Annotated in this window: 27 protein-coding genes; 22 read left to right on the top strand and 5 right to left on the bottom strand. The window is 62.5% G+C overall.

The window, feature by feature from the left end; translation table 11 throughout:
* Window positions 1-2 precede the first annotated feature (2 nt).
* From ACKJSM_RS05740 to ACKJSM_RS05655, 18 genes are read left to right on the top strand one after another with little or no spacing between them, the layout of a single operon-like run.
* Window positions 3-257, top strand: a complete 255-nt coding sequence (locus tag ACKJSM_RS05740; protein ID WP_007947135.1) for an acyl carrier protein — start codon at window positions 3-5, stop codon at window positions 255-257.
* Complete coding sequence (locus tag ACKJSM_RS05735; RefSeq protein WP_236181134.1) at window positions 254-799, top strand: hypothetical protein; 546 nt, start codon at window positions 254-256, stop codon at window positions 797-799. The genes ACKJSM_RS05740 and ACKJSM_RS05735 overlap by 4 nt, the downstream gene beginning before the upstream one ends.
* A complete protein-coding gene (locus ACKJSM_RS05730; RefSeq protein WP_410236892.1) occupies window positions 796-2475 on the top strand; it encodes an AMP-binding protein in 1680 nt (559 codons plus the stop codon). Before ACKJSM_RS05735 ends, ACKJSM_RS05730 begins: the two co-directional genes overlap by 4 nt.
* On the top strand, window positions 2468-3202 hold the full coding sequence (locus ACKJSM_RS05725) for a glycosyltransferase family 2 protein (protein WP_410236891.1): 735 nt from the start codon (window positions 2468-2470) through the stop codon (window positions 3200-3202). The genes ACKJSM_RS05730 and ACKJSM_RS05725 overlap by 8 nt, the downstream gene beginning before the upstream one ends.
* Window positions 3199-4146: a glycosyl transferase gene (locus ACKJSM_RS05720; protein ID WP_236181131.1), complete on the top strand. Its 948-nt coding sequence runs from the start codon at window positions 3199-3201 to the stop codon at window positions 4144-4146. The genes ACKJSM_RS05725 and ACKJSM_RS05720 overlap by 4 nt, the downstream gene beginning before the upstream one ends.
* Entirely contained in the window at window positions 4127-5671 is a 1545-nt protein-coding gene (hutH, locus tag ACKJSM_RS05715) for a histidine ammonia-lyase (protein ID WP_410236890.1), read from the top strand. Before ACKJSM_RS05720 ends, hutH begins: the two co-directional genes overlap by 20 nt.
* On the top strand, window positions 5664-6089 hold the full coding sequence (locus tag ACKJSM_RS05710) for an acyl-CoA thioesterase (RefSeq protein WP_085648031.1): 426 nt from the start codon (window positions 5664-5666) through the stop codon (window positions 6087-6089). Before hutH ends, ACKJSM_RS05710 begins: the two co-directional genes overlap by 8 nt.
* A complete protein-coding gene (locus tag ACKJSM_RS05705; RefSeq protein WP_410236888.1) occupies window positions 6086-6688 on the top strand; it encodes an outer membrane lipoprotein carrier protein LolA in 603 nt (200 codons plus the stop codon). The genes ACKJSM_RS05710 and ACKJSM_RS05705 overlap by 4 nt, the downstream gene beginning before the upstream one ends.
* On the top strand, window positions 6672-9011 hold the full coding sequence (locus ACKJSM_RS05700; RefSeq protein WP_410236887.1) for an MMPL family transporter: 2340 nt from the start codon (window positions 6672-6674) through the stop codon (window positions 9009-9011). The genes ACKJSM_RS05705 and ACKJSM_RS05700 overlap by 17 nt, the downstream gene beginning before the upstream one ends.
* A complete protein-coding gene (locus ACKJSM_RS05695; RefSeq protein WP_410236886.1) occupies window positions 9008-10168 on the top strand; it encodes a sodium:proton antiporter in 1161 nt (386 codons plus the stop codon). The genes ACKJSM_RS05700 and ACKJSM_RS05695 overlap by 4 nt, the downstream gene beginning before the upstream one ends.
* Complete coding sequence (locus ACKJSM_RS05690; RefSeq protein WP_410236885.1) at window positions 10155-11402, top strand: NAD(P)/FAD-dependent oxidoreductase; 1248 nt, start codon at window positions 10155-10157, stop codon at window positions 11400-11402. The genes ACKJSM_RS05695 and ACKJSM_RS05690 overlap by 14 nt, the downstream gene beginning before the upstream one ends.
* Window positions 11399-12124, top strand: coding sequence for a class I SAM-dependent methyltransferase (locus ACKJSM_RS05685; protein ID WP_410236884.1), 726 nt, complete (start codon window positions 11399-11401; stop codon window positions 12122-12124). Before ACKJSM_RS05690 ends, ACKJSM_RS05685 begins: the two co-directional genes overlap by 4 nt.
* A complete protein-coding gene (locus tag ACKJSM_RS05680) occupies window positions 12124-12606 on the top strand; it encodes a hypothetical protein (protein ID WP_236181124.1) in 483 nt (160 codons plus the stop codon). The genes ACKJSM_RS05685 and ACKJSM_RS05680 overlap by 1 nt, the downstream gene beginning before the upstream one ends.
* Window positions 12603-13799 (top strand): beta-ketoacyl-[acyl-carrier-protein] synthase family protein, encoded by a 1197-nt coding sequence (locus tag ACKJSM_RS05675; RefSeq protein ID WP_410236883.1) that lies wholly within the window; start codon window positions 12603-12605, stop codon window positions 13797-13799. The genes ACKJSM_RS05680 and ACKJSM_RS05675 overlap by 4 nt, the downstream gene beginning before the upstream one ends.
* Entirely contained in the window at window positions 13796-14257 is a 462-nt protein-coding gene (locus ACKJSM_RS05670) for a hotdog family protein (protein WP_410236881.1), read from the top strand. The genes ACKJSM_RS05675 and ACKJSM_RS05670 overlap by 4 nt, the downstream gene beginning before the upstream one ends.
* Window positions 14254-14982, top strand: coding sequence for a 3-ketoacyl-ACP reductase FabG2 (locus ACKJSM_RS05665; RefSeq protein ID WP_410236879.1), 729 nt, complete (start codon window positions 14254-14256; stop codon window positions 14980-14982). The genes ACKJSM_RS05670 and ACKJSM_RS05665 overlap by 4 nt, the downstream gene beginning before the upstream one ends.
* The gene (locus ACKJSM_RS05660; RefSeq protein WP_085611127.1) at window positions 14982-16217 is read left to right on the top strand and encodes a beta-ketoacyl-ACP synthase; all 1236 of its coding nucleotides are present in this window, start codon (window positions 14982-14984) and stop codon (window positions 16215-16217) included. The genes ACKJSM_RS05665 and ACKJSM_RS05660 overlap by 1 nt, the downstream gene beginning before the upstream one ends.
* Window positions 16218-16237: 20 nt before the next feature.
* Window positions 16238-16678: a hypothetical protein gene (locus tag ACKJSM_RS05655; RefSeq protein WP_064592917.1), complete on the top strand. Its 441-nt coding sequence runs from the start codon at window positions 16238-16240 to the stop codon at window positions 16676-16678.
* Between the two features lie 47 nt (window positions 16679-16725).
* Here the strand turns inward: ACKJSM_RS05655 and ACKJSM_RS05650 are convergent, their stop codons facing one another.
* Window positions 16726-17013, bottom strand: a complete 288-nt coding sequence (locus ACKJSM_RS05650) for an addiction module antidote protein (protein WP_011332089.1) — start codon at window positions 17011-17013, stop codon at window positions 16726-16728.
* Window positions 17010-17315: a type II toxin-antitoxin system RelE/ParE family toxin gene (locus tag ACKJSM_RS05645; RefSeq protein ID WP_039766452.1), complete on the bottom strand. Its 306-nt coding sequence runs from the start codon at window positions 17313-17315 to the stop codon at window positions 17010-17012. Before ACKJSM_RS05645 ends, ACKJSM_RS05650 begins: the two co-directional genes overlap by 4 nt.
* A gap of 118 nt (window positions 17316-17433) precedes the next feature.
* On the opposite strand from ACKJSM_RS05645, the gene ACKJSM_RS05640 reads away from it, so the two are divergent.
* Window positions 17434-17871 (top strand): excinuclease, encoded by a 438-nt coding sequence (locus tag ACKJSM_RS05640; protein ID WP_410236878.1) that lies wholly within the window; start codon window positions 17434-17436, stop codon window positions 17869-17871.
* Here ACKJSM_RS05640 and ACKJSM_RS05635 read toward each other — a convergent pair whose 3' ends face one another.
* Window positions 17872-18768, bottom strand: a complete 897-nt coding sequence (locus ACKJSM_RS05635; protein ID WP_236181116.1) for a LysR family transcriptional regulator — start codon at window positions 18766-18768, stop codon at window positions 17872-17874.
* Between the two features lie 118 nt (window positions 18769-18886).
* On the opposite strand from ACKJSM_RS05635, the gene ACKJSM_RS05630 reads away from it, so the two are divergent.
* The 3 genes from ACKJSM_RS05630 to ACKJSM_RS05620 all read left to right on the top strand — a co-directional run bounded on the left by ACKJSM_RS05630 (window position 18887) and on the right by ACKJSM_RS05620 (window position 22154).
* A complete protein-coding gene (locus ACKJSM_RS05630) occupies window positions 18887-20164 on the top strand; it encodes an MFS transporter (RefSeq protein ID WP_410236877.1) in 1278 nt (425 codons plus the stop codon).
* Window positions 20165-20241: 77 nt separating this feature from the next.
* Window positions 20242-21513 carry an AAA family ATPase gene (locus tag ACKJSM_RS05625; RefSeq protein WP_236181114.1) on the top strand — a complete coding sequence of 424 codons (1272 nt, stop codon included), beginning with the start codon at window positions 20242-20244 and terminating at the stop codon, window positions 21511-21513.
* Entirely contained in the window at window positions 21510-22154 is a 645-nt protein-coding gene (locus ACKJSM_RS05620) for a retron system putative HNH endonuclease (protein WP_236181113.1), read from the top strand. Before ACKJSM_RS05625 ends, ACKJSM_RS05620 begins: the two co-directional genes overlap by 4 nt.
* Window positions 22155-22225: 71 nt before the next feature.
* Here ACKJSM_RS05620 and hemE read toward each other — a convergent pair whose 3' ends face one another.
* Together hemE and ACKJSM_RS05610 are read right to left on the bottom strand one after the other, a co-directional pair.
* On the bottom strand, window positions 22226-23293 hold the full coding sequence (hemE, locus tag ACKJSM_RS05615; RefSeq protein WP_007952372.1) for a uroporphyrinogen decarboxylase: 1068 nt from the start codon (window positions 23291-23293) through the stop codon (window positions 22226-22228).
* Between the two features lie 168 nt (window positions 23294-23461).
* Entirely contained in the window at window positions 23462-24880 is a 1419-nt protein-coding gene (locus ACKJSM_RS05610) for an FAD-dependent oxidoreductase (protein ID WP_007909438.1), read from the bottom strand.
* Window positions 24881-24905: the final 25 nt, after the last annotated feature.

Raw genomic sequence — 24905 nt, 5'->3', positions numbered from 1 at the left:
CCATGCAAACTCGTGACGACATTTTCAACACCCTGCGCGATGCCCTGGTCGAGCTGTTCGAACTGGACCCGGCCCGCGTGAGCCTGGAATCCAACCTGTATCAGGATCTGGAAATCGACAGCATCGACGCGGTCGACCTGATCGATCACATCAAGCGCCAGACCGGCAAGAAAATCGCCGCCGAGGAATTCAAGTCGGTGCGCACCGTCAGCGACGTGGTCGAGGCGGTCTACCGTCTGGTTCAACCGGCCGCATGAGCCGACTGATCGGCCTCGGCCTGCTGCTGGCGGGCCTGCTGTATCCCTTCGCGGTGTATTTCGGCATGGAGCATTTCGCGCCATGGCAGTTCGGTCTGCTGCTGGGCGGCCTGTGGCTGGCCCGCGCGCTGACCGGCGAACGCAAGCCCGGCAGCCTGTGGATGGCCGTTGTGGCGATCGTGTTCTGCCTGCTGCTGGCGGTGTTCGACAGCCCTCTGCTGTTGCGTTGGTACCCGGTGCTGATCAGCGGCTTCATGCTCGTGCTGTTCAGCCTGAGCCTGAAATACGGCCCGCCGATGGTCGAGCGTCTGGCTCGCCTGCGGGAACCGCAACTGCCGCTCAAGGCGATTCGTTACACGCGCCGGGTCACCGTGGCCTGGAGCGTGTTTTTCTTTTGCAACGGTTTGTGCGCCGCCCTGCTGACACTCTGGGCGCCGCTGAACTGGTGGATGTTGTACACCGGCCTGATCTCCTACGGATTGATCGGCCTGATGTTTGCCATTGAATGGCTGATACGACAACGGGTAAGAGGTCGCCCATGAACTGGATAAAACTTGAGCAGCTGTTGCTCAAGGCCCTGCCGGCGCGTGCTGTAACAAGCGCACCGGCACTCGATCACGCACAACTGCGCGAACAGGCCCTGGGCCTGGCCGCCGGTCTGCAAGCCAAGGGCGTGCAGCGCCTGGCGGTGCATCTGGAAGATGCCGCCGATCTGGCTATCGCGCTGCTCGGTGCCTGGCGCGTCGGCGTCAGCGTGCTGCTGCCCTCGGATCTGCAAGCGCAGACCCGTCAGCGCTGGTCGAACGACGTCGATCTGTGGCTGACCGATCAGCCCGATGACGCTCGCCTGAGCGATCTGCAGCAACCGGCCCTGCCCGCTGCCGAACTGGATCTCGACCAGTGCCGCCTGAGCCTGTGCACCTCCGGCTCCAGTGGCGAGCCCAAGCGCATCGACAAATCCCTGCGACAACTGGCCAACGAAGTCGAAGCGCTTGAGCAATTGTGGGGTGCGGATCTCGGCGAAGCCTGCATCCTCGGCAGCGTCGCCACCCAGCACATCTACGGTTTGCTGTTCCGCGTGCTGTGGCCGCTGTGCGCCGGGCGGCCGTTCCTGCGCAAGCAACTGGCTTTTCCGGAAGACCTGCAACGGGCCAGCCGAGAGCACCCGGCCTTCGCCTGGGTCGCCAGCCCGGCGCTGCTCAAGCGCATGGGCGACAACCTCGACTGGCCGGCGCTGAGCGCCGTGCGCCGGGTGTTTTCCTCCGGTGGCGCACTGCCCGCAGACGCCGCGCGCAGCCTGAATCAACGCCTGGGACAGTGGCCGACGGAAATCCTCGGCAGCTCGGAAACCGGTGGCATCGCCTGGCGTCAGGGCGAATCGTTGTGGCAGCCGTTTGCCGGGGTCGAGTTGAGCCAGGACAGTGACGGTGCCTTGCTGATCGCTTCGCCTTATCTGCCCGGCGGCCATGTCGAACACACCGCCGATGCGGCGCGCATTCAGGCCGATGGCCGCTTTGAGTTGCTCGGGCGGCTCGACCGGATCGTCAAACTCGAAGAAAAACGTATTTCCCTGCCGATGCTTGAACAGGCGCTGATGGCCCACGACTGGGTTGCCGAAGCGCGTCTGGGCGTGGTGCAGGAAAACCGCGCGTCCCTCGGTGCCCTGCTGGTGCTCAGCGAATCGGGCCTGTTTGCCCTGCGCGAACACGGTCGCCGTAGCCTGACCGAAACCCTGCGCCGTCATCTCGGCGACCATTGCGAAGCCCTGGCCCTGCCCCGCCGCTGGCGCCTGCTGCGACAGTTGCCGCTGAACTCGCAGGGCAAGTTGCCTCAGGCCGACGTCGAAGCCTTGCTGCTGGCACCACGGCCAAAGGTGCCGGAGATTCTGGAGCAGGCCGGAACCGAGGGCGAATGGAACCTGCAGTTGAGCGTCCCGCCGGACCTCGCGTACTTCAGCGGGCACTTTCCCAAGGCACCGGTGCTCCCCGGTGTAGTGCAAGTCGAATGGGCGCTGAACCTGGGTCGGCAACTGCTGAACCTGCCCGGCGCGTTCGCCGGCATGGAAGTGCTGAAATTCCAGCAACTGGTGCGCCCCGGCGATGAAATCCAGTTGCACCTGCGCTTCGACCCGGAACGCGGCAAGTTGTATTTCGCCTACCGCAACGACACCGCCACCTGCTCCAGCGGGCGGATTCTGCTGGGGGCTGGCGATGCATAACCCTTGCGCCGTGATCCCGGTCTACAACCACGAAACCGCCATCGGCACGGTGGTCGCCGCCCTGCTCGCCGAGGATCTGCCGTGCATTCTGGTGGACGATGCCAGCAGCAAATCCTGTGCGGCAGTGCTGGACGTGCTGGCCGAGCGTGAGCGGGTTTATCTGGTGCGTCTCACCGCCAACCAGGGCAAAGGCGGCGCGGTGATGACCGGCCTGCGTGAAGCGGCGCGACTGGGCTTCAGCCATGCCCTGCAGGTCGACGCCGACGGTCAGCACGACTTGCAAGATGTCGCGCGCTTCATCGAAGAATCTCGCGCTCACCCCAGGTCGCTGATCTGCGGCTATCCGCTGTACGACGCCAGCGTGCCGAAAGGTCGTCTGTATGCGCGTTATCTGACCCACGTGATGGTGTGGATCAACACCCTGTCGCTGCAGATCCGCGACTCGATGTGTGGCTTTCGGGTGTATCCGCTGGAACCGACGCTGGGCGTGATCGACTCGGCGCGGATCGGCAAGCGCATGGATTTCGACTCGGACATTCTGGTGCGCCTGGCCTGGCGTAATCAGCCGATGCGCTGGCTGCAGACCAGCGTGCATTACCCGCTGGACGGCGTGTCGCACTTTCGCCTGTTCCACGACAACGTACTGATCTCGAGCATGCACACGCGCCTGTTCTTCGGCATGTTGCTGCGCCTGCCCGCGATCCTCTGGCGACGGTGGCGCCCATGAGCGTCGAGACCGACAAAAAGCACTGGGCCGACCGCGAAGAACGCGGCAGTTTCCTGCTGATGAAATTCACCGCGTTCGCCGCCAAGGTCCTTGGCCGACGCCTGCTGAGCCCGTTGCTGTACGGCATCGTTCTGTACTTTTTCCTGTTCGGCCGCACTGCCCGGCGCAGTGCCTGGCAGTATCAGCAGCGCCTGGCCGACTGGAGCGGTCGCCACGAATTGCGCCCGACCCGGTGGCGGGTGTTCCGTCAGTTCATGGCATTCGCCGATTCGCTGCTCGACAAGCTCGACGTGTGGAACGGCAAGCTGAAGATCGAGCAGATCGAAATCATCGACCCGGCGCTGTTGCGCAACCAGTTGCGCGGCAGTCGCGGGCAACTGCTGGTGGGCGCGCATCTGGGCAACCTCGAGGTGTGCCGGGCGCTGGCGGAGCTGGGCGAGAAAGTCACGATGAACGTGCTGGTGCACACCAAGCACGCCGAGCAATTCAATCGCCTGCTGGGCGAAGCCGGGGCGACCAACCTGCGGCTGATTCAGGTCAGCGAGCTGGACCCGGTGATCATGCTGCAACTGCACGAACGGCTGGAGCGCGGCGAGTGGCTGGCCATTGCCGGCGACCGCGTGCCGCTGCATGGCGGGCGCAGCGTGACCGTGGACTTTCTCGGTCACCCGGCGCCGTTCCCGCAAGGGCCGTGGCTGCTGGCCGGCCTGCTGAAATGCCCGGTCAATCTGCTGATGTGCCTGAAACAGCCCGACGGCCACTATCGCCTGACGCTGGAACCGTTCGCCGATGCCGTGGTGTGGTCACGCCGCGAGCGCGAACAGGTCATTCATCAGTGGGCCACCCGCTATGCGCAACGCCTGAGTCACTATTGCCTCGAAGCACCGTGCCAATGGTTCAACTTTTACCCATTCTGGAAAACCGATGACAACGCCAACTCCTGAGCCGGTCACCTTCGGCGAACGCCCTTTGCGCATCGAAGACGTGCTGGCCCTGGCCAACCGTCAGGCGCCTGTGCAGTTGCAGAGCGACGCACCGTATCGCGAACGCATCGCCAAGGGCGCACGGTTCCTCGATTCGCTGCTGGACAAGGAAGGCGTGATCTACGGCGTGACCACCGGTTACGGCGACTCTTGCGTGGTCGCGGTGCCGCTGCATCACGTCGAGGCGCTGCCGCGTCATCTCTACACGTTCCACGGTTGCGGACTCGGCAAGCTGCTCGACGCCCAGGCCACCCGCGCGGTGCTGGCGGCGCGTTTGCAGTCGTTGTGCCACGGTGTATCCGGGGTGCGCATCGAACTGCTCGAACGTCTGCATGCCTTCCTTGAACACGACATTTTGCCGCTGATCCCCGAAGAAGGTTCGGTGGGCGCCAGTGGCGATCTGACGCCGTTGTCCTACGTCGCCGCGACCCTGTCCGGCGAGCGTGAAGTGATGTTCCGTGGCGAGCGTCGCCAGGCTGCCGACGTGCACCGCGAACTGGGCTGGACGCCTTTGGTGTTGCGCCCGAAAGAAGCGCTGGCACTGATGAACGGCACCGCCGTGATGACCGGCCTGGCGTGCCTGGCTTATGCCCGCGCCGATTACCTGCTGCAACTGGCCACCCGCATCACCGCGCTGAACGTGGTGGCGCTGCAAGGCAATCCAGAGCACTTCGACGAGCGCCTGTTCGCCGCCAAGCCGCATCCGGGGCAGATGCAGGTTGCCGCGTGGCTGCGCAAGGATCTGGCGATCGACGCGCCGACCGCGCCGCTGCACCGTTTGCAGGATCGCTACTCGCTGCGCTGCGCACCGCATGTGCTCGGCGTGCTGGCCGACAGCCTGAACTGGCTGCGCTCGTTCATCGAGACCGAACTCAATAGCGCCAACGACAACCCGATCATCGACGCCGAAGCCGAGCGCGTGCTGCACGGCGGGCATTTCTACGGCGGACACATCGCGTTCGCCATGGACAGCCTGAAAAACCTCGTGGCCAACGTCGCCGACCTGCTCGACCGACAACTCGCGCTGCTGGTGGACCAGCGTTACAACCACGGTTTGCCGAGCAACCTGTCCGGCGCCAGCGCCGACCGGGCGATGCTCAACCACGGTTTCAAGGCTGTGCAGATCGGCGCCAGCGCCTGGACTGCCGAAGCGTTGAAAAACACCATGCCGGCCAGTGTGTTCTCGCGCTCCACCGAGTGCCACAACCAGGACAAGGTGAGCATGGGCACCATCGCCGCCCGCGACGCCATTCGCGTGCTGGAGCTGACCGAACAGGTCGCCGCCGCCGCGCTGCTGGCGGCCAATCAGGGCGTGTGGCTGCGCGGCCGCGATGCAGACGCCCGTCCGCTGCCGCCATCGCTGGCCGCCATGCATGAACAACTGGCCGAGGACTTCCCGCCGGTCATCGAAGACCGCGCCCTGGAAGGCGAACTGCGCCTGTGCCTGCAACGCATCGCCGAACAACACTGGAGGCTGCATGCGTAGTGCCGGAGTGCTTCACGCCGATACGGAAATCCTCGTGCCGTTCTTTGACGTGGACACCATGCACGTCGTCTGGCACGGCCATTACGTGAAATACCTGGAAGTGGCGCGTTGCGCATTGCTCGACAAGATCGGCCACAACTACAACCAGATGGTCGACTCGGGCTACGCCTGGCCGGTGATCGACCTGCAACTGCGCTACGTGCGCGGCGCGGTGTTCGGTCAACGGTTGAACGTGCGCGCCAGTCTGGTGGAGTGGGAAAACCGCCTGAAGATTAACTACCTGATCACTGACGCCCAGACCGGCGAACGCCTGACCCGCGCCAGTTCGGTGCAGGTCGCCGTCGAAGTCAGCAGCCGCGAGATGCAACTGGCCTCACCGAAAGTCTTCACCGATGCCGTGGAAAGGATGCTGCGATGAATGTGTGGTTGAAATCCCTTGGGGCCCTGGCGCTGCTGACGCTGTCGTCACTGGCCAATGCCTTCGACCTGCAACAGTTGAGCGAGCAACTGGCGAAGCCGGACGTGATCCACGGCCGGTTCATCCAGGAAAAACACCTGCGCGCCCTGCCCCAGCCGCTGATCAGCAAGGGCAGTTTTGTCCTCGCCAGAAACCACGGTTTGCTGTGGCTGCTGAAAACCCCGCTGCAACAGGATTACCGGATCAGCGCCAAGGGCATTGCCCGTCGTGACGTCAGCGGTTGGCAACTGTTGCCCGGCAAGAGCGCCGGCGCCGAACAGAACCGCTTGTTCCTCGCCGTACTGCAAGGCGACAGCAGCGGTCTGCAACGGGATTTCGAACTGGCCCTGAGCGGCGATGCGCAGCAATGGCAATTGACCCTGACCCCGCGCTCGGTGCTGCTCAAGCAGGTCTTCAATCAGATCAACATCAGCGGCGGCACGCTGGTGAACACCATCGAACTGCTGGAAACCCAGGGCGACAGCACCGTATTGCGCATGCAGGACAGCACCGCCGACCAACCTCTGAGCGACGCGGAGCAACATGACTTTGCCGAGTGAACGCAGGCTGCCCTGGCTGTTCCTGATCCTGCTGCTGGCGGTCGTCGCACTGGGCGCCTGGCAGTGGCGCGACGGTGCGCCGCTGTCGGCCAACCTGATGGAACTGGTGCCCGGCACCCACCCGGACGCCCTCGAACTGCGCGCCGAACAACGCATGCAGGAACCGCTCAACCGCGACATGCTGGTGCTGGTCGGCCACGCCGATCGCCAGCAAGCCGTCGCCATGGCCCAGACCCTGGGCGAGCAATGGCAGGCCAGCGGGCTGTTCGAAAAGGTCCAGTGGAACCTGCAAGCCGACCTGCCGGCCCTGCGCACGCAATTGCTGCAAGGGCGGCTGGCGATGCTTTCGGCGGATGACCGGCAACTGCTGACCGAACATCCCGACGCTTTCATCCAGCAACGGGTGCAGGCACTGTTCGATCCGTTCACCGGCTTCAGTCTGGTGCCGAGTCAGGACGACTGGCTGGGCCTGACCGGACGCATCCAGAACAGCCAGCCGCAACATGGCGCGGTACAACTGGACATCGGCAGCGGCGCGTTGATCGCCGACGCCGACGGCAAAAGCTGGGTGCTGCTGCGCGCACGCACCACCGGCAGCGCCTTCGACATGAATCAACCGCTGCAAGTCGCCGCCCTGCTGCAACACAGCCGTGAGCAAGCGGCTCGCGCCGACGTGCAATTGCTGGCCGCCAGCGGTCTGCTGTACGCCGCCAACGGTCAGCAGCAGGCGACCCGGGAAATGACCTGGGTCGGCGGCGGCGCCACCATCGGCATCCTGTTGCTGTTGCTGCTCGCCTTCCGCCGCTGGCGGGTGCTGTTGGCGTTCATTCCGGTGCTGGTGGGCATGTTGTTCGGCGCGGTGGCCTGTGTCGCGCTGTTCGGGCACATGCACGTGATGACCCTGGTGCTCGGTTCCAGCCTGATCGGGGTGGCGGTGGATTACCCGCTGCACTACCTGTCCAAGAGCTGGAGCCTCAAGCCGTGGCACAGTTGGCCGGCGTTGCGTCTGACCCTGTCCGGGCTGACGCTGAGCCTGATCACCAGCGCCGTCGGCTACCTGGCGCTGGCCTGGACACCGTTCCCGGCACTGACGCAGATCGCCGTGTTCTCCGCCGCCGGTTTGCTCGGTGCCTACCTGTCGGCGGTGTGCCTGTTGCCGGCGCTGCTGAAAAACGTCGAGCTGCGCCCGGCACAATGGCCGTTGCAACTGGCCGAGCGTCTGCTGCGCCTGCGGGAAAACCTGCTCGAACACATCAAGACGCCGGTGCTGCTGGCCCTGCTGATCGCCTTCTGCGTCGGCGGCCTGCTGCAACTGGAGAGCAAGAACGACATTCGCCAGTGGGTCGGTGCGCCGCAACGCCTGACCGATGAAGCGCAGACCATCGCGCGGATTACCGGCTATCAGCCGACCAGCCAGTTCTTCCTGGTGCGCGCCGCCGATCAGCAGCAATTGCTGGAACGGCAAGCGGCCCTGAGCGAGCGCCTGGATCAACTGGTCAACCTCGACAAACTGCAAGGTTATCTGGCGCTCAATCAACTGGTCAGCCCGCCGGCACAGCAGCAACAGGTGCGTGAAGCGCTGAGCAAGTTACCGCAAGTCTGGCAGCCGTTGCTGGAGGTCGGCGTGCCGCTGGCGGCGCTGCAAACCGAACTGCAACAGTTGCAGGCCCTGCCCGCCGAAGACATCGATACGGCGCTGGCCGGCCCGCTCGGCGAGCCGTACCGCACGCTGTGGCTGGGGCCGACCGAGGACGGCGTGGCGGCGATGGTCAGCCTGCAAGGCCTGAACAACCCGTCGCTGCTGCGGGTGCAGGCGCTGGACCTGCCGGGCGTGATGCTGGTGGACCGGCTCGGTGATCTGAACAAGGTGTTCGCCCAGACCCAGATCAGCGCCGCTGAACTGAAACTCGCGTCCTGCGTGTTGATCGTGCTGGTGCTGATGCTGCCGTTCGGTCTCGGTGGCGCGCTGCGGATCGTTGCTCTACCGCTGCTCGCTGCGCTGTGCAGCCTCGCCAGCCTGGGCTGGCTCGGTCAGCCGCTGACCCTGTTCAGCCTGTTCGGCCTGCTGCTGGTGACGGCGATCAGCGTCGACTACGCGATCCTCATGCGCGAGCAGGTCGGCGGCGCGGCCGTCAGCCTGCTTGGCACCTTGCTCGCGGCGGTCACCACCTGGCTGTCGTTCGGCCTCTTGGCGGTGTCGAGCACACCGGCGGTGAGCAACTTCGGCCTGTCGGTAAGTCTCGGGCTGGCCTTCAGCTTCATGCTTGCGCCGTGGGCCGGGCGTCAGGCCCACGCGGCTGCCGTCACGGAGCCTTCAGCATGATGGTGGTGATGTTCTGGCTGATGGCCCTGGCGCTGTTCTTCGTCGCCACCCGGGTCGGCCGGCATTTCGGGCTGATCCCGATCGTGAGTCAATTGCTGCTGGCAAGCTTCGGCCTGCCGCTGCTGATGTACTTCTGGATCGCACCGGGCTGGCAACTCAACGGCGCCGAACTGATCGCGCCGGGCTGGCTGAAAAATCTCTACAGCCTGAGTTTCGCCCTGCTGCTGGGGCACATCCTCAGCGACGTGATCGACCTGCGCCTGGACCGTCAGAGCGTGAAAATCGCCCTGCCGAGTTTCGCTGTGCCGTTCGCCTGCGGCCTGGCGACGGCATACTGGCTGTTGCCGACGCAACCGTGGATCAACTCGCTGGCGATCGGTCTGGTGTTCGCCATCACCGCGATCCCGGTGTTGTACCTGTACCTGCGCCACATCGACTATCCGCCCGCCGCCACCCGGCGTCTGGTGCAGACCGCGATTCTGATCGACCTGACCTGCTGGACCCTCTTCGGCCTAGCTCAGGGCAGCCTGCACCTGAGCAGTCTGTTGCTGCCGCTGGGGCTGGCCTGCGTGCCGTTGCTGCTGCGGGTGTTCGGCCTACGCCGGCCATTGACCTACAGCCTCGGTTTCTTTGCCCTGTTGGTGCTGGCCGAACACTACAAACTCAACGCACTGATTTTCGGCATCGGTTACCTGCTGTGCATGGCCGCGCTCAAGGTGCCACTGGTGTTGCCGCTGCCGGCGCACTGGATGAACCGCTTGCAGACCTGGATCGCAATTCCGCTGATCCTGACTTTCGGCATCGTCCAGATCGACGTGCACAGCGCCCTCGCCAGCCTCGGCGCCATGCAATGGGCAGCGCTGCTGCTGTTGCCGGTCGCCAGCAAAATCGTGGGCAACTGGCTCGGCCTCGGCTGGGCCGGCGCTTCATTCGCAGGCGCCAGTCGCTGGCGCGAAAGCGTGCTGCTGAACATTCGCGGCTTGAGCGAAATCGTCTTTCTCAACCTGCTGTTGCAACAACAGCTCATCAGCCCTGCGCTGTACTTTGCGCTGATGCTGATGGGTCTGATCGCGACGCTGCTGCCGGCCTTCATCGGCCTGCACCGGGCGTCACTGAACCCTATTGCCGTCCCCAGGAGCTCGCGTGCCAATCGTTGAAATGGAATCCCGTCAGGTCGTGATCATCGGCGCCGGCCCCTCCGGCGCCATCGCCGCCGCACTGCTCAAGCGCAAGGGACACGACGTGCTGGTGATCGAGCGCCAGCACTTTCCGAGGTTCTCCATCGGTGAAAGCCTGCTCTGCCATTGCCTGGATTTCGTCGAAGAGGCCGGCATGCTCGAGGCGGTGAATGCCGCCGGTTTCCAACGCAAGAACGGTGCGGCCTTCGCTTGGGGCGAGCGCTACAGCGCCTTCGATTTTGCTGACACCTTCACCACCGGCAAGCCCACGACCTTGCAGGTGCAACGCGCCGACTTCGACAAGTTGCTGGCCGATCAGGCGGCATTGCAGGGCGCGGAAATCCGCTATGGCGACGCGATTGTCAGCGTCGATTTCGAGCGCCCGCGACCGCTGCTGGATGTACGCCGCGAAGACGGCAGCGAGTACCGCGTCGAAGCCGATTTTGTCCTCGATGCCAGCGGCTACGGTCGCGTGCTGTCGCGTCTGCTTGACCTGGAAGCACCGTCGAATTTCCCGGTGCGCCAGGCCGTCTTCACCCACGTTGAAGACCACATCGATCACCCCGGTTTCGACCGGGAAAAGATCCTTATCACCACTCACCCGCAGCACCGCGACATCTGGTTCTGGTCGATCCCGTTCAGCAACGGTCGCTGCTCGGTGGGTGTGGTAGCGGCTGCCGAACATTTTGCAGGCCGCAATACCGACCTCGATGCCTGCCTGCGCGGGTTCATCGCCGAAACCCCGAGCCTGGCCAAGGTGCTGAACAACGCCGTGTGGGATACCCCGGCGCGCACGCTCGGCGGGTATGCGGCCAACGTCAAAACCCTGCATGGCCCGGGCTTTGCGCTGTTGGGCAACGCCGCGGAATTTCTCGATCCAGTGTTCTCCTCGGGCGTGACCATTGCCATGCGTTCGGCGAGCATGGCCGCCGCTGTGCTGCATCGACAGTTGCAGGGCGAACCGGTGGACTGGCAACGGGAGTTTGCCGAGCCACTGAAACGCGGGGTCGACACCTTCCGCTGCTACGTCGAAGGCTGGTACGCCGGCACCTTTCAGGACGTGATTTTCCACGAGCAAGGCTCGCCGGAAATCCGCCGCATGATCTGCTCGATCCTCGCCGGTTACGCCTGGGACGAACGCAACCCGTTCGTCAGTGAAGCGCGCCGTCGGCTGAAGACCATCTCCGAACTCTGTGCAAGGGACGACACATGAATTACTTGAGCGACAGCTACGTCGAGGAAACCCGCTTCGGCTTCTGGTTCCTGCGCAGCCACACCTGGCAGCACCATGTGCTGCGCGTGGCGATCAATGATCTGCGCGGGCTGTTCAGCGAATCGTTACCGGCCAATCCAGTGCTGCTGGATGCCGGCTGCGGCCAGGGCAAGTCGTTCGGCCACCTGCGCCAGACCTTCGCGCCCCAGCGCCTGATCGGCGTCGATGCCGACCCGCACAGCCTGGAATTGAGCGCTGAAGAAGCGGCGCGCCAGGGCTTCGCCGTCGAGCTGATCGGCAGCGACTGCGCGACACTCAATGTTCCCGATGCCAGCGTCGACCTGTTGTTCTGTCACCAGACCTTCCATCATCTGGTGGAGCAGGAAAAAGCCCTCGCCGAGTTCTATCGGGTGCTCAAGCCGGGCGGTTATCTGCTGTTCGCCGAGTCCACCGAGGCTTACATTGATACGTGGGTGATTCGCTGGCTGTTCCGGCATCCGATGCACGTGCAAAAGAGTGCGGCACAGTACCTGGAGATGATTCGCCAGCAGGGTTTTGAGTTCGGCGAACAGAACGTTTCGTACCCGTATCTGTGGTGGAGCCGGTCCAAGGATTTCGGTCTGCTTGAACGTTTCGGTCTGCGCCAGCCCAAGCCCTTTGGCCAGCGGGAAGAAACCCTGGTCAACGTGGTGGCCCGCAAACCCTTGAACGAGGCTGTCTGATGTTGCGTGTTCTGTTGCTCGCCTGCGTCCTCCTGCTCGGTGCCTGCGCCAGTCAGGCGCCGCTGCCGGCCGGCAACCCGAGCCTGCCGCTGCCGCTGCAATTGCATATCGAGCGTTACCTGGCCGGGCAGCAGCAAGACTGGTTGCTGGTGATCCAGCGCGAAGGATCCGGCATCCGCTGGTCGATGATGGATCCGCTGGGCATTCCCCAGGCCCGTCAGCAGTTGATCGACGGGCACTGGCAGGCCGACGGCCTGCTGCCGCCCAACCCGGAAGCGCGGGAGCTGTTCGCCGCGCTGCTGTTCGCCCTGACCCCCTCGGGCGAGCTGGCGCGCAACTACCCTGACGCGCAGCAACGGGGCGGCCAACGTTCCCTGCCGGCGCGCTGGGACATCCACTACACCCAACCCTTGAGCTTCGAATTGAACCTGCCACAAGGCCCGCACTATCGCGTAACGCCACTCGGTGAACCGACGTCATGACCGCCTACCTCAATGCCCTCGGCGTGATCTGCGCCCTGGGACGCGACAAGCAAACCGTGGCACGCAACCTGTTTGCCGGCGACTGCTCGGGCATGCGCCGCGAGTCCGGCTGGGTGCCGGAGCGCGAGCTGCCGGTGGCCGCTGTGCATGGCGATCTGGCGCCCATTCCCGAGGCGCTGGCCGACCAGCGCAGCCGCAACAATCAACTGTTGCTGGAAGCCGCGTTGCAGATTCACGATGACATCGAACAGGCGATCCAGACTTACGGCCGCGACCGCATCGGCGTGGTGCTCGGCACCAGCACTTCCGGCATCGACGAGGCCAGTCGTGGCATGGCGCACTACATTCACGACCGACAGTTCCCGGCCGATTACGACTACCGGCAACAGGAACTCGGCGCCCCGGCGAATTTCCTCGCCGACTGGCTGCAACTGAGCGGCCCGACCTATGTGATCTCCACTGCCTGCACCTCCAGCGCACGCGCGCTGATGAGCGCCCGGCGCCTGCTCGATCTGGGTCTGTGCGACGTCGTGCTGTGCGGCGGGGTCGACAGCCTGTGCAAACTGACCCTCAACGGTTTCAGTGCCCTGGAAGCGGTGTCGGACCAGCGCTGCAATCCGTTTTCCGCCAACCGCAACGGCATCAACATCGGCGAAGCGGCGGTGCTGTTCGTGATGAGCAAAGCGCGCGGCACAGGGCCGGGCATCGCCCTGCTCGGCGCTGGCGCCAGCTCCGACGCGCACCATATTTCCGCGCCGGAACCGACCGGCCGTGGCGCCCTGCAATCGATGCAGAAGGCGCTCGACCAAGCCCATCTGCAAGCCGGCGACATCAGCTACCTGAACCTGCACGGCACCGCGACCCAGCACAACGACGCCATGGAAAGCCTGGCCGTCGCCGCTCTGTTTGCCGAAGGCGTGGCGTGTTCCTCGACCAAACCGATGACCGGCCACACCCTCGGCGCCGCCGGCGCACTGGAAGCGGCGTTCTGCTGGTTGAGCCTGAGTGCCGACAACCCTGACCACGCCTTGCCACCGCACGTCTGGGACGGCCAGCCAGATCCCGACCTGCCAGCGCTCAAGTGGGTGACCGCAAGCGAACGCCTGGCGTCCATTGCACCCCGCTACCTGATGAGCAACTCATTTGCCTTCGGTGGCAATAACGTCAGCCTGATTATCGGAGACGCTCCATGACCGACTGGCCGCTCGCCGAACTGCTGCCCCACGCAGGCGACATGATCCTGATCGACCGGATCCTGAGCTTTGACGACGAACAGATCCACACCACCCTCACCGTCCGGCCCGGCGGCCTGTTCAGTCTGCCCGACGGCAGCCTGCCGGCGTGGGTCGGCGTCGAGTTGATGGCGCAAAGCGTCGCCGCATTCGCCGGCTGCCATGCGCGGCAGAAAGGCAACCCGGTGGAGCTGGGCTTTCTGCTCGGCACACGCAAGTTCGAATGCAACGTCGCGGCTTTCCCGGTCGGCAGCGAACTGACCATCCATGGCTTGCGCTCGCTGGAAGACGACAACGGCATGGGTGTGTTCGAATGCCATATCAACGCACCCGGCATCGAGGCCAGCGCCCGGCTGAACGTGTTCCGCCCGCCGCAGGCGGCGGACTATCTGGAACAATCCAAGGGAGTCGAACCATGACTGAATCCATCCTGGTCACCGGCTCCAGCCGTGGCATCGGCCGCGCCATCGCCCTGCGTCTGGCCAGCGCCGGTCACGATATCGTCCTGCACTGCCGCAGCGGCGTGAGCGACGCGCAGGCGGTACAGGCTGAAATCCAGGCCCTGGGCCGCCAAGCGCGCATCCTGCAATTCGACGTGGCTGACCGCGAAACCTGCAAAGCCATCCTCGAAGCCGACGTTGAAGCCCACGGCGCCTACTACGGCGTGGTGCTCAATGCCGGCCTGACCCGCGACGGCGCCTTTCCGGCCCTGAGCGACGACGACTGGGACGTGGTGTTGCGCACCAACCTCGACGGTTTCTACAACGTCCTGCACCCGGTGATGATGCCGATGATCCGTCGCCGCGCGGCCGGGCGCATCGTCTGCATCACCTCGGTCTCGGGGCTGATCGGCAACCGTGGCCAGGTCAATTACAGCGCGTCGAAGGCCGGCGTGATCGGCGCGGCAAAGGCCTTGGCGATCGAACTGGCCAAGCGCAAGATCACGGTCAACTGTGTTGCGCCGGGCCTGATCGACACGGCGATGCTCGATGAAAACGTGCCGGTGGAAGAGCTGATGAAAATGATCCCCGCGCAACGCATGGGCACACCTGAAGAGGTGGCCGGTGCGGTGAATTTCCTGATGTCGGCGGAAGCGTCGTACATCACCCGCCAGGTGCTGGCGGTCAACGGAGGCTTGTGCTGATGAAGCGCGTCGTCGTCACCGGCATGGCCGGCATTACTTCGCTGGGCAGTGACTGGGACACCATCGCCGGCAATTTCGCCGCCAACCGCAGCGGCATCCGCCGGATGGACGAGTGGGATCGCTTCAGCGAGCTCAACACCCGCCTGGCTGGGCCCATCGACGATTTCCAGGTGCCGGCGCACTGGACCCGCAAACAGCTGCGCAGCATGGGCCGGGTTTCACGGCTGGCCGTCGGCGCGGCGGAAAAAGCGCTGGCCGATGCCGGCCTGCTCGGCGACGAATCGATCAAGGACGGGCGCATGGGCGTGGCCTGTGGTTCGTCCACCGGCAGCACCGACGAGATCAAGGCGTTCGGCAACATGCTGCTCAACTCGGTGGCCGAAGGCCTCAACGCCAACTCCTACGTGCGGATGATGCCGCACACCACGGCGGCGAACATCAGCATCTTCTTCGGCCTCACCGGCCGTTTGATCCCGACCTCCAGCGCCTGCACCAGCGGCAGCCAGGGCATCGGTTACGCCTACGAGGCAATCAAGTTCGGGCGCCTGCCGCTGATGCTGGCCGGTGGCGCCGAAGAGCTGTGCCCGACCGAGGCCATGGTGTTCGACGCGCTGTACGCCACCAGCCTGAAAAACGATGCACCGCACACCTCGCCACGCCCGTACGACAAGGGCCGCGACGGTCTGGTCATCGGTGAAGGCGGCGGCATGCTGGTGCTCGAAGAGCTGGAGCACGCCCTGGCACGCGGTGCGCACATTCACGCCGAAATCGTCGGTTTCGGCAGCAACGCCGACGGCCAGCACACCACCCGCCCCGAACAAGTCACCATGCGCCGGGCAATGGAACTGGCACTGGAAGACGCAGGCCTTGCGCCGGACGTCATCGGCTATGTCAACGGCCACGGCACCGCCACCGAACAAGGCGATGTCGCTGAAACCCTGGCCACCAGTGCCCTGTTCGGCGAGCGCATGCCGATCAGCTCGCAAAAGAGCTTCCTGGGCCACACACTCGGCGCCTGCGGGGCGCTGGAATCGTGGTTCAGCATCGAGATGCTCAACCGCGACCTGTACGTGCACACGCTCAACCTCGACGAGGTCGATCCGCATTGCGGCAAGCTCGACTACCTGCGCGGCGAGTTCCGGCAGATGAGCCACGAATACGTAATGAACAACAATTTCGCTTTCGGCGGGGTCAACACCTCGCTGATCTTCCGTCGCTGGCCCCAACCGAATTAATCCAGGTCAAGGAGACCTCCATGCACTTCAAGAAACTCGCTGCCACCCTGCTCATCTGCGCCCTGCCGGCCGTCAGCCAGGCCCGTGACACGGCGGTGTACCTGCCGTTCGACAAGGCCGTCGCCGAAGCAACCCGCACCGGCAAGATCGATGGCAGCGTGAAGTTCTATCTGGCGGGCAACGCCCCGGCCGGCAAAGTCACCGTCGTCAGCCCCGGCGCCGTGACCAACAAAAAGACCAACGCCTTCAACAAGACCGACCAGGAAGCCTGCGAGTGGGTCGTGCAATCGGCCATCATCAGCCTGCACCAGGCCGCGAAAAACGCCGGCGCCAACGCCGTGACCAACATCGTCAGCTTCTACAAGAGCAACGAGCGCAAGGATGCGAAAACCTACGAATGCCACGCGGGCGCCATCATGGCCGGCGTAGCGTTGAAGGGCGATCTGGCGACGGTTAAGTAACGGCCGGAACGACGAAGGGCGCCTTTCGGCGCCCTTTTCAATTCAGATCATGTGCTGGCATGCAACTTCAGCCCCAGCGCTTTCATGACTTTGAGGATCGTTCCAAACTCGGGATTTACCTCGCCTGACAGTGCGCGATAAAGACTTTCCCTTGATAGCCCCGCATCCCGCGCGACCTGGGTCATGCCACGCGCCCGAGCGATAGTGCCAAGTGCCTTGGCAATAAAAGCCGGGTCATCCCCCGCCTCTTCCATGCAGGCATCCAGATAGTTGGCCATGTCCTCTTCTGTCTTGAGGTACTCGGCTGAGTCCCAACGAGTGAATTGTTCGGTCATGGGTTTTGCTCCTGCCAGGATTCCGCGATGAGCCTGGCTTGCTTGATGTCTCGAGATTGACTGCTCTTGTCTCCACCACAAAGGAGGATGACCAGCTGACGACCTTGCTGCATGAAATAGACCCGATATCCCGGGCCATAGTCAATTCGGGCTTCGCTGATCCCTTCGCCAATGGCTTTGACATCACCGAAGTTTCCCTCAGCCATACGATCAATTCGCACCTGAATACGCATCCTGGCGCGACTATCAGCCAGCTTCACAAGCCAGCTCGAGAATGTGGAGCTTCGAAGTATCTCAGTCATGGTCGCAAGTGTAGCCTTTGAGCTACACGCACTCTACATGGACTTCTCTCTGTCCGATACACGGCGTCTACACTCGTCATACCCATGATTTGCTGCGCGTTACGTCAAGGAGATGACCATGCATGCGAAAGCCCTGATCGCTGCCGCCCTTTTCAGCCTGCTCCCCAGTGCCAGCCACGCCACCAATCTGATGTACATGCCGTTCGAAACAGTCGTGTCGGATGCGATGCGCGCCGGGCGGCTGGATGGCAGTGTGAAGTTTTATCTGATCGGCAACGGACCTCAGGGCACTCAGCGGTTGTTGCAGCGCGGAGTGGTCAGCGATTTGAAGACCAACGGTTTCAACAAGAGCGATCACGACTCCTGCGAGTGGGTGTTGCAGTCGAATCTGATTGCGCTGCAGGCCGAGGCCAAGCGTGTCGGGGCGAATGCGGTGACCAATATCGTCAGCTATTACGACCAGCATGTGCGCAAGGATCTGAACACTTACGAGTGTCGGGCCGGGGTGTTTGTGACGCGGGTGGCGTTGAAGGGGGATCTGGTTCGGCTGCCCTGATCAACCGGCTTCGACCTTGCGCGTGAGCAGTTCGACAAACGCCTTGGCCATCGGCGATTTCTGATCCTTGCGCTGCACCAGCCACACCGCCGTCACGGCCTCGGGATCGAGCAGCGGCCGATAGACCACACCGTCGATGCGCATCCGCTGATACGACGCCGGCATCACCGACACGCCCAGACCGGCTGCCACCAGACCGATGATGGTCATGGCTTCGCCGGCCTCCTGGGCGAAGTGCGGACTGAACCCGGCATCACGGGCCAGGCTGATCAACTGTGAATACAGACCACTGCCGTAACTGCGCGGGAAGAACACGAACGGTTCGAGGGCCAGTGCAGAGAGGAACAGCCCCTCTTCAGTGCCCTGCGCCAACGGATGCTTGGAGCTGAGCACGGCCACCAGCGGCTCGCGCGTGAGCTCGACCACGCTCAGTGAATCCGGCAAACCCAGCGGACGCATGATGCCGACTTCGATCGATTGGTCCACCAACGCGTCGGCGACCATGGTGCTGCTCATCTCGCGCAGATTCAGGTGCACCGCCGGGAAGCGCTGGCGGAAGGAAAAAATCGCCTGGGGAATGGTCGAGTTGAACGGCGCCGAGGAGGTGAAGCCGATCTTCAATTCACCCAGCTCGCCGAGTTGCGCGCGGCGGGCCACGTCGGCCGCTTTATCGACTTGCGCGAGCACCAGCCGCGCTTCCTCCAGAAACAGTCGCCCGGCCTCGCTGAGCTCGACCCGACGATTGGTACGCTCGAAGAGTCGCGCGCCGACTTCCTGTTCTAGCGCCTGGATCTGCTGGCTCAGCGGTGGCTGGGAGATGCCCAGCACCTGTGCGGCGCGGCCGAAGTGCAGTTCTTCGGCGACGGCGATGAAGTAGCGCAGATGACGCAATTCCATGGATACCCCATTAGGTCGTGAAAGCTATCAAACAGGTCGAACAATATATTGGATAGAAACATTAGCCAGCTATATGATTTTTTCATTGCCTGCCTGCCCGCGCCCTCCGAGGTCTGATGTGAAAACCGCCGTCGCTCCACTGGCCCATGAAGTCCCGCCCGCTGCGGCGGACAATGTGCTGACCGAACTGCAAGAGATCTACATCGAGAAAGGCACACCCGCGTTCATGCGCACGGTACTCGCGCTGTTCAGCGGCGGCTTTGCGACCTTCGCCCTGCTCTACTGTGTGCAGCCGATGATGCCGCTGCTGTCCCACGAATATTCGATCAACGCGGCGCAGAGCAGCCTGATCCTCTCGGTGGCCACCGGCATGCTGGCTTTCGGCCTGCTGATCACCGGTCCGATTTCCGATCGGGTCGGGCGCAAACCGGTGATGGTCGCCGCGCTGTTTGCCGCGGCGCTGTGCACCATCGCCAGTTCGATGATGCCGAGCTGGCACGGTGTGCTGATCATGCGTGCGCTGATCGGGCTGTCATTGAGTGGTCTGGCGGCGGTGGCGATGACTTACCTGAGCGAGGAAATCCATCCACAGCACATTGGTCTGGCGATGGGTTTGTATATCGGTGGCAACGCGATTGGCGGGATGAGCGGACGGTTGATCACTGGCGTGCTGATCGACTTCGTCAGTTGGCACACGGCGATGATGGTGATCGGCGGCCTGGCGCTGATCGCAGCGGCGGTGTTCTGGAAAATCCTGCCCGAGTCGCGCAACTTCCGCTCCCGCTCGTTGCATCCGCGCAGCCTGCTCGACGGCTTCACCATGCACTTTCGCGATGCCGGCCTGCCGCTGCTGTTCCTCGAAGCGTTCGTGCTGATGGGCGCATTCGTCACCCTGTTCAACTACATCGGTTATCGCCTGTTGGCCGCGCCGTACCACATGGATCAAGTGTTCGTGGGGCTGTTGTCGGTGGTCTACCTGTCGGGCATCTACAGCTCGGCGAAAATCGGTTCGCTGGCCGACAAACTGGGCCGCCGCAAAGTGCTGTGGGCGACCATCGCCCTGATGTTCGCCGGCCTCGCCCTGACGATGTTCACACCGCTGCCGCTGGTGATCATCGGCATGCTGATCTTCACCTTCGGCTTCTTCGGCGCTCACTCGGTGGCCAGCAGCTGGATCGGCCGTCGGGCGCTCAAGGCCAAGGGCCAGGCGTCGTCGTTGTACCTGTTCAGTTATTACGCCGGCTCGAGCATCGCCGGAACGGCGGGCGGGGTGTTCTGGCACCTGGCGGGGTGGAACGGGATCGGCCTGTTCATCGGCGCGTTGTTGCTGGTGGCGCTGTTGGTGGCGTTGAAGCTGGCGAAGTTGCCGCCGCTGGGTGGTGGCGAAAAGGTTTAGCCACAACTGCGCCCTAGCGGTAATCACGGGCCAAGGTACACTGACGGCATTCATCTGCTTTGGTAAAGGAAGCCAGAATGCGCCTGGACCGTCTCCACATTAAAAATTTTCGTTGCTACGAAGATGCCACATTCGACTTTCAACCAGGATTCAATCTGGTGGTGGGGGTTAATGGGAGCGGGAAGACTTCTTTGTTGCAGGCGGCGGCGGCATCCTTCCATGAATTTGGCGCTGTGATGGCATCAGACAGCCTCAAGTTAAATGACGAAAACGTTCGTTTTTTCATTGATAAGTTTGAAGGCCGCAGTCGCTTTGAGAGAAAGTTTCCGCATCTGATAGAAGCCAAAGGAAAACTGCTGGGCGCCTCTGAGTGGAAGATCATCAGACAAGCAATAGAATCGCCTCACCTCACAGACACGGGTGTTGCTGATGAACTTTTTGAACTGACCAACAAAATCAATCGACGAGAACAGATTGATTTACCGGTGCTTGCTTTTTATCGATCCAACCGCCGCTGGAAGGCCGCGGGTGTTTCTGCGGAGTCGGCAGCGCAACAAAAAATATCTCGTTATGACGGCTATTCAAACTGGCTGGATGCGGTCACCGATCTGAAAGACTTTGAGACCTGGCTGATCGGACGAACGCTGGATCGAATACAAGACATGCTGGACTCGGGATCTGCCAGTTCAGAATTCGACGATGAATTAGCGTGGGTAAATGCCGCTATTCAAATCGCGTTGCCGGATGTCAGAGATTTGCGTTACGACTTGAGACTACAAAGTCTGCTGATCGATTTTCACGGCGGCGTAACTGTGCCTTTCAACGAACTTAGCGACGGACAAAGAGGCATGATCGCGCTGTTCGCCGATATCGCTCGACGCATGTGCATTCTCAACCCACACATGGGCATGAACGTTCTGACTAGGACTTCAGGAGTAGTGATCATTGATGAGTTGGACATCCACCTTCATCCAGCTTGGCAGCGGAGTATTGCACCGGCATTAAAACAGGCGTTTCCCAAGGTCCAGTTCATTGCAGCCAGCCACTCCCCACAGATCATTGGCAGCCTCAGACCCGAAGAGGTCGTAGTACTAAACAATGGTGACCCATCTCACCCACAAGTAACTTACGGCCTGGATTCGAGCAGTGTGCTCGAAGAGGTCATGGGTGTTAAGCAGCGTGAGCCAGAGATTGAAAACCTCCTCTCTGAGCTCTTTTCAACATTGGAAGATAACGATCTAAAAAAAGCAAAATCGCAGCTTGCTGCGTTGAAGAAAAAAGCTCCTGACCTTCCAGAATTTGCAGGCGCAGAGGCTCTGATCAGGCGCAAGGAGATTCTCGGCAAATGAAGCGAGTGCTCAAAGGAACTGAACCCGCTTCATTTACAGATTGGAAAAACTCGGCGAACGAGGAGTGGAGTCCGACCTACCCCACTCTGCAAAACCCAGAGAAACGAGATCTGCACAACGCCCTTCTGCGGGAGCAAGGCTTCTTCTGCTGTTATTGCGGCCGGGAAATAGATGCTTCGACCAGCCATATCGAACACTTCAGACCACAAGAGCATTTCGAAGAGCTGGCGTTGGAGTTTCACAACCTTCATGCCTCCTGCCTGCGAGAAACCAAGCCCGGCAACCCGTTGCACTGCGGCCATAAGAAGGGCAACTGGTTCGACGAAAACCAACACATTTCTCCCACCGACGAGAACTGTGAAAAGCGCTTCCGATATCTGCGAACCGGCGAAATCCAGCCAAAAGATTCTGACGACCTTCCCGCCACAAAGATGATCGAGGTATTGGCGCTAGACATCGCCTACCTCAAAAATCGACGTCAGGACACAATCCGCCGCTTCTTCGATGATGAGTTCGTCATGCAAGTCAGCGAAGAAGAGCTTGAGCGGTTAGTGACGGCGATCAGAACTACCGCTATCCCCAATCAAAAGCCTTTCGACCACATCATCGCCCGCTACGCCGAACAACTCCTCGGTCGTTAAACACATCGCAAACAAAAACGCCCGGCATAAGCCGGGCGTTTTTGTTTTCTACCCTTAGAGCTGAGCGCCGATCACTCGTGATACTGCGCCGACAACTCGTGCACCGCACGCAGGAACGCGCCGGCGTGTTCCGGGTCGACTTCAGGCGTGATGCCGTGGCCAAGGTTAAACACGTGGCCGCTGCCCTTGCCGTAGCTGGCGAGGATGCGCCCGACTTCGGTGCGGATCGCTTCCGGCTTGGCGTAGAGCACGGTCGGGTCCATGTTGCCTTGCAGCGCGACCTTGTCGCCAACGCGGGCGCGGGCGTTGCCGATGTCGCAGGTCCAGTCCAGGCCCAGTGCGTCAGCGCCGGCGTCGGCGATGCTTTCCAGCCACAGGCCGCCGTTTTTGGTGAACAGGATCACCGGCACTTTGCGACCGTCGTGCTCACGGATCAGACCGCTGACGATTTTCTTCATGTAGGCCAGGGAGAATTCCTGATACGCCGCCGCCGACAGGTTGCCGCCCCAGGTATCGAAGATCTGCACCGCTTGGGCGCCGGCCTGGATCTGGCCGTTGAGGTACGAAGTCACCGACTGTGCCAGCTTGTCCAGCAGCAGGTGCATGGCTTGCGGGTTGTCGTAGAGCATCGCCTTGGTCTTGCGGAAGTCTTTCGACGAGCCGCCTTCGACCATGTAGGTGGCGAGGGTCCACGGACTGCCGGAGAAACCGATCAACGGTACACGGCCGTTCAGTTCGCGGCGAATGGTGCTGACCGCGTCCATTACGTAACCGAGGTCTTTGTGCGGATCCGGGATCGGCAGGGCTTCGATGTCGGCCAGGGTGCTGACGACTTTTTTGAAGCGCGGACCTTCACCCGTCTCGAAGTACAGGCCCTGGCCCATGGCATCGGGAATGGTGAGGATGTCGGAGAACAGGATCGCCGCGTCCAGTTGCGGATAGCGGTCGAGCGGTTGCAGCGTGACTTCGCAGGCGAATTCCGGATTCATGCACAGGCTCATGAAATCACCGGCCTGGGCGCGGCTGGCGCGGTATTCCGGCAGGTAGCGGCCGGCCTGGCGCATCATCCACACAGGGGTGACGTCTACGGGTTGCTTGAGCAGGGCGCGGAGGAAACGGTCGTTCTTCAGGGCAGTCATGTCGGCATCCGGAAAAAAAGTGCGGGCATTTTCTCAGAGCGCGACGCAAAAGGCACGAATGCAGGTCAGCCTTTTGTCTATCGGGTCAATTTGTCGCGGTTTTCTCACAGAAAATCGTTCCCACGCAGACGGTTCGACGCCTCGACGTGGGAACGATCAGAGGAAGGTTTAGACGCCCAGGTAATCCAGGATCCCTTCCGCCGCATTGCGGCCTTCGAAGATCGCCGTCACCACGAGGTCGGAACCGCGCACCATGTCACCACCGGCGAAGATTTTCGGGTTGCTGGTCTGGTGCTTGTACTGACCCTGCTCGGGCGCAACGACGCGGCCCTGGCTGTCGGTCTGGATTTCGAACTGCTCGAACCACGGCGCCGGGCTCGGGCGGAAACCGAAAGCGATGACCACGGCGTCGGCCGGGATGATCTCTTCGGAGCCCGGGATCGGCTCGGGGCTGCGACGGCCACGGGCGTCCGGCTCGCCGAGACGGGTCTCGACCACTTTCACACCTTCGACCTTGTCCTCGCCAACGATGGCGATCGGCTGGCGGTTGTAGAGGAACTTCACGCCTTCTTCCTTGGCGTTCTTCACCTCTTTGCGCGAGCCCGGCATGTTCGCTTCGTCACGACGATAGGCGCAGGTCACCGACTTGGCGCCCTGGCGGATCGACGTGCGGTTGCAGTCCATCGCCGTGTCGCCACCGCCCAGCACCACGACCTTCTTGCCTTTCATGTCGACGAAATCTTCCGGCGACTTTTCAAAGCCCAGGTTGCGGTTGACGTTGGCGATCAGGAAATCCAGCGCGTCATAGACGCCTGGCAGGTCCTCACCGGCAAAACCGCCCTTCATGTAGGTGTAGGTGCCCATGCCCATGAACACGGCATCGTATTCGGCGAGCAGTTGCTCCATGGTCACGTCCTTGCCGACCTCGGTGTTGAGGCGGAACTCGATGCCCATGCCGGTGAAGACTTCGCGGCGATTGCTCAGCACGGTCTTCTCGAGCTTGAACTCGGGGATGCCGAAGGTCAGCAGACCGCCGATTTCCGGGTTCTTGTCGAACACCACCGGGGTCACGCCGCCGCGCACCAGCACGTCGGCACAACCAAGGCCCGCCGGGCCTGCGCCGATGATCGCGACACGTTTGCCGGTCGGTTTGACCTTGGACATGTCCGGGCGCCAGCCCATGGCGAACGCGGTGTCGGTGATGTACTTCTCGACCGAACCGATGGTCACCGCGCCGAAGCCGTCGTTAAGGGTGCAGGCACCCTCGCACAGACGATCCTGCGGGCACACCCGGCCGCAGACTTCCGGCAGGGTGTTGGTCTGGTGCGACAGCTCGGCGGCCTGGAGGATGTTGCCCTCGGCCACCAGCTTCAGCCAGTTCGGAATGAAGTTGTGCACCGGGCACTTCCATTCACAATACGGGTTGCCGCAACCCAGGCAGCGGTGGGCCTGGTCGGCCGACTGCTGGGGTTTGAACGGTTCGTAGATTTCCACGAACTCTTTCTTGCGTTGACGCAACAGTTTCTTCTTCGGATCCTTGCGCCCGACATCGATGAACTGGAAGTCGTTATTCAGACGTTCAGCCATTGTTAAAACCTCATCAAACTCTTCA

Source organism: Pseudomonas sp. PHC1 (assembly GCF_046487845.1).
Taxonomy (GTDB): Bacteria; Pseudomonadota; Gammaproteobacteria; order Pseudomonadales; family Pseudomonadaceae; genus Aquipseudomonas; species Aquipseudomonas sputi.
This window is presented reverse-complemented; position numbering and strand designations above follow the sequence as displayed.